This is a genomic window from Arenibacter algicola, assembly GCF_018860365.1.
Classification (GTDB): domain Bacteria; phylum Bacteroidota; class Bacteroidia; order Flavobacteriales; family Flavobacteriaceae; genus Arenibacter; species Arenibacter algicola_B.
On record NZ_JAHKPO010000003.1, the window covers coordinates 153,567 to 166,318 of the forward strand.

The 12,752-nt window shown below is 40.2% G+C and carries 11 protein-coding genes; 7 read left to right on the forward strand and 4 right to left on the reverse strand.

The features are described 5' to 3' along the window. The first annotated feature begins 24 nt into the window (after nt 1–24). Together KO529_RS02590 and KO529_RS02595 are read left to right on the forward strand one after the other, a co-directional pair. On the forward strand, nt 25–627 hold the full coding sequence (locus KO529_RS02590; RefSeq protein ID WP_354667761.1) for a YkgJ family cysteine cluster protein: 603 nt from the start codon (nt 25–27) through the stop codon (nt 625–627). A gap of 232 nt (nt 628–859) precedes the next feature. Beyond that, nucleotides 860–1,678, forward strand: a complete 819-nt coding sequence (locus KO529_RS02595; RefSeq protein ID WP_215946372.1) for an alpha/beta hydrolase — start codon at nt 860–862, stop codon at nt 1,676–1,678. A gap of 64 nt (nt 1,679–1,742) precedes the next feature. Here the strand turns inward: KO529_RS02595 and KO529_RS02600 are convergent, their stop codons facing one another. Together KO529_RS02600 and KO529_RS02605 are read right to left on the reverse strand one after the other, a co-directional pair. Next, nucleotides 1,743–3,380 (reverse strand): ABC-F family ATP-binding cassette domain-containing protein, encoded by a 1,638-nt coding sequence (locus KO529_RS02600; protein ID WP_215946373.1) that lies wholly within the window; start codon nt 3,378–3,380, stop codon nt 1,743–1,745. Between the two features lie 259 nt (nt 3,381–3,639). Continuing rightward, on the reverse strand, nt 3,640–4,350 hold the full coding sequence (locus tag KO529_RS02605; protein WP_215946374.1) for a hypothetical protein: 711 nt from the start codon (nt 4,348–4,350) through the stop codon (nt 3,640–3,642). A 188-nt stretch (nt 4,351–4,538) separates the two neighbouring features. Between KO529_RS02605 and KO529_RS02610 the strand changes: the two genes are divergently transcribed. Beyond that, the gene (locus KO529_RS02610; protein WP_215946375.1) at nt 4,539–4,973 is read left to right on the forward strand and encodes a hypothetical protein; all 435 of its coding nucleotides are present in this window, start codon (nt 4,539–4,541) and stop codon (nt 4,971–4,973) included. A gap of 104 nt (nt 4,974–5,077) precedes the next feature. Here the strand turns inward: KO529_RS02610 and KO529_RS02615 are convergent, their stop codons facing one another. Next, nucleotides 5,078–5,617, reverse strand: a complete 540-nt coding sequence (locus tag KO529_RS02615; protein ID WP_215946376.1) for a DUF2911 domain-containing protein — start codon at nt 5,615–5,617, stop codon at nt 5,078–5,080. 241 nt (nt 5,618–5,858) lie between these two features. Here KO529_RS02615 and asnB point away from each other — a divergent pair, with 241 nt between their 5' ends. From asnB to KO529_RS02630, 3 genes are all read left to right on the forward strand, one after another. Then, complete coding sequence (asnB, locus tag KO529_RS02620) at nt 5,859–7,529, forward strand: asparagine synthase B (RefSeq protein WP_215946377.1); 1,671 nt, start codon at nt 5,859–5,861, stop codon at nt 7,527–7,529. A 418-nt stretch (nt 7,530–7,947) separates the two neighbouring features. After that, nucleotides 7,948–9,909: a DNA topoisomerase (ATP-hydrolyzing) subunit B gene (gene gyrB / locus KO529_RS02625; protein ID WP_215946378.1), complete on the forward strand. Its 1,962-nt coding sequence runs from the start codon at nt 7,948–7,950 to the stop codon at nt 9,907–9,909. Nucleotides 9,910–9,982: 73 nt separating this feature from the next. Further along, nucleotides 9,983–10,993: a DUF6588 family protein gene (locus KO529_RS02630; RefSeq protein WP_215946379.1), complete on the forward strand. Its 1,011-nt coding sequence runs from the start codon at nt 9,983–9,985 to the stop codon at nt 10,991–10,993. Between the two features lie 17 nt (nt 10,994–11,010). On the opposite strand, the gene KO529_RS02635 is transcribed toward KO529_RS02630, so the two are convergent. After that, nucleotides 11,011–11,385, reverse strand: a complete 375-nt coding sequence (locus tag KO529_RS02635; protein ID WP_215946380.1) for a hypothetical protein — start codon at nt 11,383–11,385, stop codon at nt 11,011–11,013. A 297-nt stretch (nt 11,386–11,682) separates the two neighbouring features. Between KO529_RS02635 and mdh the strand changes: the two genes are divergently transcribed. Beyond that, the gene (gene mdh / locus KO529_RS02640; RefSeq protein ID WP_215946381.1) at nt 11,683–12,609 is read left to right on the forward strand and encodes a malate dehydrogenase; all 927 of its coding nucleotides are present in this window, start codon (nt 11,683–11,685) and stop codon (nt 12,607–12,609) included. Nucleotides 12,610–12,752 lie beyond the last annotated feature (143 nt).

Consider the following 12,752-nt stretch of genomic DNA (forward strand, 5'->3'; position numbering starts at 1 on the left):
CATTCGCGCAAAATATTTATGTCCATGGAAAGTAGGGTAAAAGCAGTTGAGGCGTTATTCGCCGTTTTGGATCGGGAGATAGCTACTTTTCAATCCGAATCGGGTCTGGGCTGTAAAGCAGGTTGCGGTAAATGTTGCACCCATCCGGATATAGATGCTTCCCCTTTGGAATTTTTGCCATGGGCTTTCCATCTCTTTTTAAATGGGAAGGCAGAAACTACCTTGGAGGAATTAAGGGTAAATAGCAGTTCTCTGTGCCATTTGTACAGGCCACTTTCTGTGCTTGATAGTAATAGCGGAAGCTGCGGCGATTACAAGTATCGTGGATTAATATGCCGACTGTTTGGATATGGGGCAAGCAGGGATAAACTGGGACAACTCCGTTTGGCCACCTGCAAGATCATTAAGGAGAATCAGGCCGAACGTTACGAGTATGCCCAAGCAGCTATGAAGAATGGACTATACGTGCCTATTTTTACGGACTACTATATGAACCTCAATCAAATAGATTTTAGGATGGGCAACAGTATTCTACCTATCAACAAGGCCATGAAGGCTGCCATTGAGGAAGTACTTCAATATTATGCCTACCGTCCCTTTCCGGAAGGGCATAAGGTTATCGCATAATCTCATACTTTATACTTAATTAGGGTATTCCAGGTCTTTTGTGGTGGAAAAATCTATTAATTCCTCCACGGATTCATTTTGTACGGTTAAAGAAGAGTGTTTTGACTTTTTTACTTAGTTTTGAAAATGCCGTATGCTGGAACATTCTTTGGGATAACTAGATATGTTTTTCCTTCATAACCGGCGGATATCAACAAACTATTTATAAGTAAAATAATTAAAAGATAATTGTATGAAAGTGAGACTATTTTTGACTACACTGTTTGTTATTGGTGCCGTACTAAGTGCATTTGCATCCCAGATAGATACCTTGAACGTCAAGAGTAGATCAATGAATAAATCCATAGCCAATCTGGTAATTTTGCCTGATAGCTATACTGAGCAAAAGCAAGGTTATCCGGTGCTTTATCTGTTACACGGAGCAGGAGGCGACCATACGGATTGGGTAACCAAGGTAGGGGCCATTAAAGGGTATGCGGACACATATAACATGATTATAGTCTGTCCTGATGGAAGTAAGACCAGTTGGTACTTTGATAGTCCTGTAGATCCATCCATGCGATATGAGACCTATGTTTCCGAAGAACTTGTTCAGGCCGTGGATAAGAAATACAATACTCTGGCCAATAGAAAATCTAGGGCAATTACGGGCTTAAGTATGGGGGGTCATGGGGCATTTTACCTAGCCTTTAAAAATCAGGAGGTTTGGGGAGCTGCTGGAAGTATGAGCGGGGGACTGGATATACGTCCTTTTCCTGAAAATTGGGACCTCTCCCTACGCTTGGGCGATTATGCCGTAAATCGGGACAATTGGGAAGATAATACGGTAATCAATATGGTGTATTTGTTGAAAAAAGACAACCTAAAGCTCATTTTTGATTGTGGAGTTAATGATTTCTTTTATGAAGCCAATAACAGAATGCACCAAAAATTGATGGAAAGAAATATTCCCCATGATTATATAGAGCGACCTGGAAGCCATAATTGGGATTATTGGGCTAATGCCATTCAATACCAACTATTGTTTTTTGATAATTTTTTTAAATCCTAAAGTGTAGGTTATAGTTCTTGTTGACTTTGATTGGGGTGTCAATTCGCCATTGATATTTTGGGAATTACGCCTTTAAATCTATTTCTTTAAGGTTCTCTATTCTGTTGCGTACCAAGAAGGCATCTATGGTCTCGAAATGTTCTATGACGCGTTTGTTCTTGAATTCGAACACCTTTTGAGAAAGTCCTTGTAGAAAATCCCGGTCGTGGGAGACCAATATAAGTGTGCCATCAAAGGCAAGTAGTGCTTCTTTAAGCACGTCCTTGGATTTTAGGTCCAAATGGTTGGTAGGCTCATCCAAGATCAAAAGATTTACCGGTTCCAATAGCAATTTAACCATGGCCAATCTGGTTTTTTCCCCTCCAGAAAGTACACTTACCTTTTTTTCCAGGTCATCACCGCTAAACATAAACCTGCCTAGAATATTTTTGATCTGTGTACGTACGTCTCCTTCTGCTACTTCATCTACGGTCTGGAAGATGGTAAGTTCAGGGTCTAACAAGGAGGCTTGGTTTTGGGCAAAATAACCAACTTTTACATTGTGTCCCAAACTGCATTTTCCCTCTACTTCAATTTCACCCAAAATGGCCTTGATCATAGTAGATTTTCCTTCGCCGTTTCTCCCTACAAAAGAAACCTTTTCGCCACGCGAAATAGAGAGATTGGCATCTTTGAAAACCACATGGTCGCCATAACTTTTGGAAAGTCCTTCGGCCGTAACCGGATAGTCGCCCGAACGTATGGAAGGAGGAAACCTTAACTTCAAGGCTGTTGTATCCACTTCATCGATTTCTATGATCTGTAATTTTTCCAACATTCTTTCCCTGGAGGTAACCTGGTTGGTTTTGGAATAGGTGCCTTTAAATCGATCAATAAAGGCCTGGTTGTCCGCAATAAACTTTTGCTGTTCCTGATAAGCCTTTATTTGATGGCTTCGTCTGTCTTCCCTCAATTGAAGGTAGTGGGTGTAGTTGGCCTTGTAATCATAGATCCTGCCCATGGTTACTTCTATGGTTCTATTGGTAATATTGTCAATAAAGGTTTTATCATGGGAAATTACAACGACCGCCTTTGCTTTGTTCAAAAGGAAATCCTCCAGCCAAATTACAGATTCGATATCTACATGGTTGGTAGGCTCATCCAAAAGGATCAGGTCCGGCTTTTGCAATAATATCTTGGCAAGTTCTATTCTCATTCGCCACCCACCACTGAATTCACTGGTAAGGCGATGAAAATCTTCACGTTTAAACCCTAGTCCCCTCAGCGCTTTTTCAACCTCTGCCTCATAGTTTATTTCCTCTAGCGCATAGAATTTCTCGCCTAGGTCCGATACTTTTTCAATGATATTCATATAGGCGTCCGATTCATAATCGGTCCGGGTTTCCAATTCCTTGTTCAGGCGTTCAATTTCATCGCGCATGCTAAAGATTTCCTTAAAGGCTTTGGAGGCTTCCTCGAAAACGGTACAGCTGTCATCTGTCAGTAAATGCTGGGGCAAATAGGCAATTACGGCGTCCTTTGGATAACGAATATGACCACGGGTCGCTTTTTGCTCCCCTGCAATTATCTTCATCATGGTGGATTTTCCAGCCCCGTTTTTTCCCATAAGGGCTATCTTATCGTTTTCATTGATAACAAAGGAAACATCACTAAATAAGGTGTCACCACTAAACTCCACCGCTATTGCATCTACAGATATCATATCTCAAATTTAAGTCTGCAAAACTATAAAAAAGGGGGATACCCAGCGCATTTTATTGGGGCATTGGACGAATGTTTTTTATAGACGCTATAAAGAAGCTGTTTAATACTTCGTTCAACCATGAAATACCTATTTTTAAGGAACAACAGCCCCAGGGCCCAAAACTTATCCCTTTGCTGTGTTAAAGCGATGGTAGCAAAGTTTTAAACATTAGGTTTTTCAGGGCTTTTATGGTGAATAGCCAATCTATTTTGGATTATTATTTCGATCTTGTCCTCTTTCGGAGTTTCATGAGTCGGTCTTTGTAGTAAGCCTTCAGTTCGTCCACAAAGCTCATTGGGTTTTTGTACTCCGTCAATACTTTGTAGGTATGCCTGTTTTTAGTCTCAGCCAATTCCTCCTGCAGTTTTTTAAGTTCCATCTTTAAGTACGCAAGTTCGGGACCTTTTGAGGGTTCTTGTATTTGGGGAGGCATTATCAAGGTGTTGCCACTAAAAATGTGCGCGTGATAGGCTTTTAGAGCGGCCAAATCCCCGGATCGGTATATTTCTATGAGCTGGGTTGTAATCTCCGTAGCCAAATCCAATTTATCGGTTTGCATAGAAAATTTATCGGGATGTACATATAACATGGCCTCTCGGTACAATTGTTTCCTTAACTGTTGTTCCCTTGAATTTTTTTCTGGAATCGGTTTCGATTGGTTGGAGGTAAGGATTCCTGTTTGGTCATAGTTTTTTCCGCGTTGTTTTTGTGCCAAACGTTTGGCCTTTTTTGCTTTTTTCTGTTGCTTATAGAGCAGTGAAAGTTCTTGTTCCTCAATTAATTCATCTTCGATTTCGGCACGAAGAAGGTTTTCAAAAACGGATGTTTTATGTATTATTTCATTGATTTCCATTTGCAGGCGGTTAATCTCCGCCTGAAGGAGTTGAATTTGGGTTGGGAGTTCACTGGGAAGGTGATTTTTACTCATGGGTTCCGGGTGATAGCAATCTTATTTTGATGGCAATTTAAACAATAAAAATTGCCTAAACGGAGTTCTTATGGTGTTGTGCCCACCAAAGGAATAAAGTAGTAAAAATATTATGGGCATGCCAGTTGCCCAGTTTTATTATAAATTTTATTGTGTATAAAACAATTTTGATTCAAAAAAATAAAGAGATGAAAAATTTTAAAGGTATTGTGAAGTTTGGATTGGTAGTATGCATCATGTTATTGGGGCATTCTTCCTTTGCTTCTCAAAATGTAAATCAATTAGCTATTGAGGTAAATAAAAGTCCCACACTTTTTGGCGAGGAAAATTTTCTGGGCAATTGGAAGTATTCTGCTGAAAATGTGCCTTACGAGTATGCTAGGGGGATATTGTTTATCTCTAAAAAGGAAGGTATACTTACGGTTATTGTTGCTTTAAGAGGTGGGGAACGCAAGGCACAGGATGTTAAGGTAGAAGAGAATACTTTGACATTTGTGCTTAATTTGGAGGGCCAATTAGTATCCGTGAGTATCACCACGGACGGAGATAAAATAAGTGGAAAGGCAAGTTCTGAGGACGGTATTTTCCAATTAACAGGAGAAAGGCGTTTGGATCCTGAATAGGATTTGGATATTTAACCTTTTTTGGGGAGGCTTAGATTCCCTTAAGTCATAAAAAAAAACCGAAGTTCTTAACTTCGGTTTTTTTCTTTTAAAAAATATTTCCCTTAAAAGGTAATTGGCAAGGAAACTCTAGTATTTCCCCATCCTAAAACCATATGGGTACCATTATCAACATCTTTATAAGCAATGGAAAAGGCGTCCAATGATTCGGATGCGTTGCTCACACTGGCGGGTACACGTACTACGTCCGCATCTTCCTGATAGGAATAGGCACCCCATTGATTTAAATTTTTGTTCAAAATTACGGTCCACTCCTTATCACCTGGGATAGTGAATAGGGAATAAGTACCAGCGGCAACAGATTTACCACCTACAGTAGCATCCTTATAAAAAATAATTTCAGGGGCTTCGTTGGCTCCAGTTCTCCAAACCTTTCCAGCTGGGGCAAGTTCAGAAATTGAACGTCCTTTTAATTGTGGGCGACTATAAGTTACCCGAACCAATTTTTCTGAAACTTTATAATCAGTAGGATAGGAGGCAATGTCCGCTGGACTCTTGTCCAATCCGCTGAATTTCTGTGCCATAGCCTCAGAACTAAAGGCCAAAGCAATAACCATAAGTGTAATCGTAAGTAAATTTTTCATTTTCTTTTGTTTTAGTGATTGTCAAATTTAAGTAGTATTCCTATTAATTTGAATTAAAAGTCGGTAAATTTTGGACACCTTACAAAATAGAGGGTTGGTGTAAGTGAATTCATTTATATTATGACAATATAGTAGTATTTGATCATTAATAGTTTTAAATTATAACTAATTATGGGTTTTGTATTTTATAATATATATATTAACTGGATATTTGCTTTAAAATTGACATAAATATTATTGTATGTGTGGAATTGTATGTGCATTTGATGTAAAGGAGAGTACAGAGGTTTTAAGGCCTCAATTATTGGAGATGTCTAAGAAAATTAGACATAGGGGACCTGACTGGAGTGGGATATATGCTAACGATAAGGCTATTTTAGCGCATGAACGTTTGTCTATTGTGGATCCGGCATCAGGGAAACAACCTTTATTCAGTCCGGATAAGAAATTGGTTTTGGCCGCTAATGGTGAAATTTATAACCATAGGGAGTTGCGTAAGCAGTTTGCAGGAACCTATAATTTTCAGACAGAGTCGGATTGTGAAGTGATCTTGGCCTTGTATCAAAAAAAAGGGGTCGACTTCTTGGATGAAATGAATGGTATCTTTGGTTTTGCAATCTATGATGCTGAAAAAGATGAGTACTTTATTGCTAGAGATCATATGGGAATCATTCCCTTATATATAGGTTGGGATGTTAATGGTACTTTTTATGTGGCTTCCGAATTAAAGGCGTTGGAAGGAACTTGTACCAAAATACAGTTGTTTCCTCCGGGGCATTACCTGCATAGTAAGGATGGGGAATTTAAAAGATGGTATTCCCGTGATTGGATGGAATATGATGCGGTAAAGGATAATGAGACTAGCATACAGGCTATTAAAGAGGCTTTGGAGGCTGCGGTGCATAGACAATTAATGTCCGATGTTCCTTATGGTGTTCTGCTCTCAGGGGGATTGGATTCTTCGGTAACCTCGGCTATTGCAAAGAAATACGCCCAGAAAAGAATTGAATCGGACGATACTACCGATGCTTGGTGGCCACAATTACATTCCTTTTCGGTTGGTTTGGAAGGATCTCCCGATTTGGCAGCGGCACAAAAGGTGGCGGAACATATCGGTACGGTGCACCATGAGATAAAATTTACAATTCAAGAAGGATTGGATGCCATAAAAGATGTCGTTTATAACCTGGAAACCTATGATATAACAACAATTAGGGCATCCACTCCAATGTATCTTATGGCCAGAGTGATAAAATCCATGGGTATTAAAATGGTTTTATCAGGAGAAGGAGCGGACGAATTATTTGGAGGTTATTTGTACTTCCATAAAGCGCCAAATGCTAAGGAATTCCATGAGGAAACGGTCCGTAAATTGGACAAGCTACATATGTACGATTGTCTAAGGGCCAACAAATCTTTGGCAGCTTGGGGTATAGAAGGGCGAGTACCATTTTTGGATAAGGAATTTATGGACGTGGCTATGAGAATCAATCCTCAGGATAAGATGATCAACGGTGAGCGTATGGAGAAATGGGTGGTTCGTAAGGCTTTTGAGGATATGTTGCCAGAAAGTGTTGCCTGGAGACAAAAGGAACAATTTTCGGATGGAGTTGGTTATAGCTGGATAGATACCCTAAAGGAGGTTGTTAAGAACGAAGTTACGGATGATCAATTGGCCAATGCCAAATACAGATTTCCTTTGCAGACACCTACGTCCAAGGAAGAGTTTTATTACCGCTCCATTTTTGAAGAGCATTTCCCATCCGATGCTGCTGCATTATGTGTTCCCCAGGAACCTTCGGTAGCATGTAGTACCAGAATTGCCCTGGAATGGGACGAGGCCTTTAAAAACATGAACGATCCGTCTGGAAGGGCTGTATCCAAAGTGCATTCCGATGCTTATGTAAAATAATGCAGCCGGAATAGGCAATAAGAATTCTATAGATCAAGTTTTTAGTTTATTAGTGTACAAGAGGCATCCTTTAGGGGGTGCCTTTTTTATTTAAGGGGGTTGTTCGGGGGTTGGTGAATTGGCGAATCCAGACCTAAAGGGGCGAAGTCCTGTAAACACTTTATTCGGCTTTCCCGGAATATCTGTGTTAGCTGGGTTCTGTCGATCAAATTTCGTGTTATTTTGTTGATTGTTATCGTTGGAATCGGGTAGGTAGGGGTGGAAGAACGCGCTTCGGTATCTTATATATCGATTGGTATTTTTTCCACAAATTTTGTTGATAACTTAGTAACTTATATTGGCTATCAACCCTATATTTCATGGGGTATTGCGTATATTTGTAGGATTGCTAAAATTATAATGAAATAAGTATTTATTTATGAGCGAAGAAGCAAATAAAGACGAGCAAAAAAAGAACAATTATTCTGCGGATAGTATCCAGGCCCTTGAGGGTATGGAGCATGTGCGCATGAGGCCTTCCATGTATATAGGTGATGTAGGGGTACGTGGTTTGCACCATTTGGTTTATGAAGTGGTGGATAACTCCATAGATGAAGCTATGGGCGGTCATTGTGATGAGATTACTGTGACGATAAATGAAGACAATTCCATTACTACCCAGGATAACGGTAGGGGTATCCCTGTAGACCTTCACAAAAAAGAAGGTGTTTCAGCTTTGGAGGTTGTTATGACCAAAATAGGTGCCGGGGGTAAATTTGACAAGGATTCCTACAAGGTATCGGGTGGTTTGCACGGTGTTGGGGTATCTTGTGTGAATGCGCTTTCTAAACACCTGAAAGCTACTGTACATAGGGATGGAAAAATATGGGAACAGGAATACAGTAAAGGTAAAGCGCTTTATCCAGTAAAAAGTGTTGGGGAAACCGATAAGAGGGGGACCATCGTTACTTTTACACCGGACGATACAATTTTTACCCAGACTGTGGAATACAGTTATGAGACCTTGGCCAATAGAATGCGCGAGCTTTCCTTTTTGAACAAGGGTGTTGCCATTACCCTTATGGATAGGAGGCAAAAGGATAAGGACAGCGAAAGTGGTTTTGTAACCGAACGCTTTTATTCAGAAGAAGGATTAAAAGAGTTTATCAAGTTTCTGGATGGTAATCGCGAGCCTCTTATACGTAGCGTAATTTCTATGGAAGGGGAGAAGAACGATATTCCTGTGGAAGTGGCTATGGTCTACAATACTTCTTATACGGAGAACCTGCATTCCTACGTGAATAATATCAATACCCATGAAGGTGGAACACATTTGGCCGGATTTAGAAGAGGTTTAACATCCACATTGAAGAAGTATGCGGATGCATCCGGAATGTTGGAAAAATTAAAATTCGAAGTTCAGGGAGATGACTTTAGGGAAGGTTTAACGGCTATTATCTCCGTAAAGGTGGCAGAGCCTCAGTTTGAGGGGCAAACCAAAACCAAATTGGGAAACAGGGAAGTATCTGCGGCCGTAAGTCAGGCAGTATCGGAAATGTTGACCAATTACTTGGAAGAGAACCCAGATGATGCCAAAACCATTGTTCAGAAAGTAATTTTGGCGGCCCAGGCCCGTCATGCGGCTACGAAGGCCCGTGAAATGGTTCAGCGTAAAACGGTGATGAGCATAGGTGGCTTGCCCGGAAAACTATCGGATTGTTCGGAGCAAGATCCATCATTGTGCGAAGTGTTTCTGGTAGAGGGAGATTCTGCGGGAGGTACTGCCAAACAGGGGAGGGACAGGGCTTTTCAGGCTATTCTTCCTTTAAGGGGTAAAATCCTTAACGTGGAAAAAGCTATGACCCATAAGGTCTTCGAGAACGAGGAGATAAAAAATATATATACGGCCTTGGGTGTTACCATTGGTACCGAGGACGACAGTAAAGCCTTGAACTTGGATAAGTTGCGCTATCACAAAGTTGTTATTATGTGTGATGCGGATGTGGATGGTAGTCATATTGAGACTTTGATATTGACCTTTTTCTTTAGATATATGCGCGAACTAATTGAGGGAGGGCATGTTTATATTGCAACCCCACCTCTTTATTTAGTGAAAAAAGGTAACAAGAAAAGATATGCCTGGACCGATAAGGAAAGGGATGAGATTGCCGAGAGCTTTAACGGAAGCGTAGGTATTCAGCGTTATAAGGGTCTTGGAGAAATGAATGCCGAACAATTATGGGATACTACCATGAATCCGGAATTTAGAACCTTAAGGCAGATAACCATTGATAACGCAACGGAGACCGATAGAGTATTCTCTATGTTGATGGGAGATGAAGTTCCACCTCGAAGGGAGTTTATCGAGAAAAATGCCGTCTATGCCAACATTGATGCATAAAAAATAGTGTTTACACAACAAAAACTCGCACCACCGGTGCGAGTTTTTTAGTTTTAACAAAAATCTAAGAGTTATGAAATATTTATTTTTAACAGGAATTTTGTTTTTTAGTGTAGCGGGTTTTTCGCAATCCAACGTCAATGAACTATTTGCTGCTGGGATTAATGATGCGGAAAAATTTTCGGATAGTTATTTTGGGCCTGTGTCCGAGGGTGCTATTTACAGTTTGTCCAATGGATGGTACAACTCTGCCGATTCTAAACCCTTGGGTGGTTTTGAGATTTCTATAATCGGTAATATGACCTCTTTTAAAAATAAGGAAGACAAAAAGAGTTTTGTATTAAACACAGCGGATTATGAAAATCTACAGTTCGTAGATGGCAGCACTTCCCAGCCGGTTTCAACTGCTTTGGGGGATATGGAAGGTATTAGGGTGTTTGTGGAAGGAGAGGTTGGCCCCATTACAACTCGGGAGGAATTTGAATTGCCGACCGGACTGGCTTCTGAAAACATTAACTTTATTCCAACGGCCTTTTTGCAACTAAGTGTAGGATTGGTCAAGGGGTTGGAAGTTAAGGCCAGATTTTTGCCTAAAATTGATACGGAGGACGTTGCTGTGGGATTATACGGTTTTGGTCTGCAATATGACTTTTCTAAATTGTTGCCTGCGGATAAAATATTGCCAGTTGCGCTTTCCGCTGTTGCGGGGTATACGCATTTAAATGCCTCCTATGATTTTACGGACAGTAATATTGTGGATGGTAGCGATCAGCAGATAGAAGTGGATATGAATGTTATAACAGTACAGGCCGTGGCCTCCACAAAGCTTCCGGTCATTAATTTTTATGGGGCTATCGGATATGTTTCCGGAAAATCCACAACAGACGTTTTAGGAACCTACCAAGTACAGTCTGGGCCATTTCAAGAAACCTATGTAGATCCTTTTTCTTTGACTAGAAAGGCAAGTGGAGTTTCAGGAACTTTAGGTGCCAAATTAAAACTTGGTTTCTTTAGGTTGCATGCGGATTATTCCTTGGCGGAATTCAATAATCTAACAGTAGGTGTAAATTTTGGATTTAGATAAATCCAAAATTTACATCTTTATTCCCTTATTGCCAATACGTTGCCTTCATTATCGGCCAATATAATTCCATTATCGGACTCTGTCATGAGTACTATATCTTCTTCTTTATCAAGACCGGGATAAGAAATAATGTATACGCTGTCCTTATGGACCCATTTAAAGTCCGAAATAACCGTTAAATTTTTGTTGTGATAGGTGTGGTATCTACCTAGGTAGGCATCATTAAATATCCACTCCTGTCTAACCGTAACATCCTGTTTTTGCGTGGTGCTTCCATCGGTAGAAATATGGGACCATATCCCAATTACCGGATCGTTGTTTTCTGTAATTCTGGTGCAATTACTGGCCAGTAGGATGCCAATTATCGCCAAGAATGAAAATAATTTCTTCATTTTGTAGGAATTTTCTTAGATTTGGGTACTTACTATTGAACGTACAGTTTCAACTTTCTATTATATTAATTCGACGTATGGAACAGTATTTTAACTTTTTTCGATAAAAGGTCTTTTTATTACGTTCAGTATAAAATTGGAATGGGCTCCAATGGCCATTACTTTTTCCAAAGCCGATATAAAAAGACAAATTCTAATTCCCAATAAAATTTAGTTGGTTTCTATGGATGGGGTGGTATTGTTCTGTTAAAAATCAGTACTTTTGAAAGATAAAATTTAACTTAAAATAACCTTATAATGAAAGTTACCGTTGTTGGAGCAGGTGCTGTTGGCGCAAGTTGTGCAGAGTACATTGCTATAAAGAATTTTGCATCTGAAGTAGTTGTGTTGGATATTAAGGAAGGTTTTGCTGAAGGCAAGGCCATGGATTTAATGCAAACAGCTTCATTGAATGGTTTTGATACCAAAATAACAGGAGTTACAAATGATTATAGCAAAACTGCAGGAAGCGATGTCGCTATTATCACTTCAGGTATTCCACGTAAGCCGGGAATGACCCGTGAGGAGTTGATAGGGATAAATGCAGGGATTGTAAAAACGGTTTCTTCCAATTTGTTGGAACATTCTCCGAACGTAATTTTGATCGTAGTTAGTAATCCAATGGATACCATGACTTATTTGGTACACAAAACTACTGGTTTGCCTAAGAATAGAATTATAGGAATGGGTGGTGCTTTGGATAGCGCAAGGTTTAAATACAGATTGGCCGAGGCCTTGGAGGCTCCAATCTCCGATGTGGATGGTATGGTCATTGGTGGTCATAGTGACACAGGTATGGTTCCTTTAACCGCACATGCCACTAGGAATAGTATTAAGGTATCCGAATTTTTGTCCGAAGAGCGCCTTGCTCAAGTGTCGGAGGATACCAAAGTGGGTGGTGCCACTCTCACAAAATTGTTGGGCACTAGTGCTTGGTATGCACCAGGTGCTGCTGTTTCTTCTATGGTACAGGCCATTGCCTGCGATCAGAAGAAGATGTTCCCATGTTCTGCATTTTTGGAAGGTGAGTACGGACTTAACGATATTTGTATTGGTGTTCCGGTACTTTTGGGTAAAAATGGTATCGAGAAAATTGTAAAAATAGATTTGGCCGAGGCTGAAAAAGCAAAAATGAAGGAAAGCGCTGAAGGCGTAAGAAAGACGAATAGCTTATTGACCCTATAGTTTATTGGGGTTCACTAATATTTAGGGCATCCGTCCCATTTGTTTCCGAGTACCATCGGAACGGGGCGGATGCCCTTATTTTATAAAACTGATAAATATATTGTTAGTTCCTATGGGAAATAATATATTTGCACGCTATTTAA

Excerpts from the sequence above, each read along its gene's own strand:
- asnB (WP_215946377.1), top strand. The coding sequence starts at position 5,859 with ATGTGTGGAATTGTATGTGCATTTGATGTAAAGGAGAGTACAGAGGTT.
- KO529_RS02595 (WP_215946372.1), top strand. The coding sequence starts at position 860 with ATGAAAGTGAGACTATTTTTGACTACACTGTTTGTTATTGGTGCCGTA.
- KO529_RS02635 (WP_215946380.1), bottom strand. The coding sequence starts at position 11,385 with ATGAAGAAATTATTTTCATTCTTGGCGATAATTGGCATCCTACTGGCC.
- mdh (WP_215946381.1), top strand. The coding sequence starts at position 11,683 with ATGAAAGTTACCGTTGTTGGAGCAGGTGCTGTTGGCGCAAGTTGTGCA.
- gyrB (WP_215946378.1), top strand. The coding sequence starts at position 7,948 with ATGAGCGAAGAAGCAAATAAAGACGAGCAAAAAAAGAACAATTATTCT.
- KO529_RS02610 (WP_215946375.1), top strand. The coding sequence starts at position 4,539 with ATGAAAAATTTTAAAGGTATTGTGAAGTTTGGATTGGTAGTATGCATC.
- KO529_RS02630 (WP_215946379.1), top strand. The coding sequence starts at position 9,983 with ATGAAATATTTATTTTTAACAGGAATTTTGTTTTTTAGTGTAGCGGGT.
- KO529_RS02600 (WP_215946373.1), bottom strand. The coding sequence starts at position 3,380 with ATGATATCTGTAGATGCAATAGCGGTGGAGTTTAGTGGTGACACCTTA.
- KO529_RS02605 (WP_215946374.1), bottom strand. The coding sequence starts at position 4,350 with ATGAGTAAAAATCACCTTCCCAGTGAACTCCCAACCCAAATTCAACTC.
- KO529_RS02615 (WP_215946376.1), bottom strand. The coding sequence starts at position 5,617 with ATGAAAAATTTACTTACGATTACACTTATGGTTATTGCTTTGGCCTTT.
- KO529_RS02590 (WP_354667761.1), top strand. The coding sequence starts at position 25 with ATGGAAAGTAGGGTAAAAGCAGTTGAGGCGTTATTCGCCGTTTTGGAT.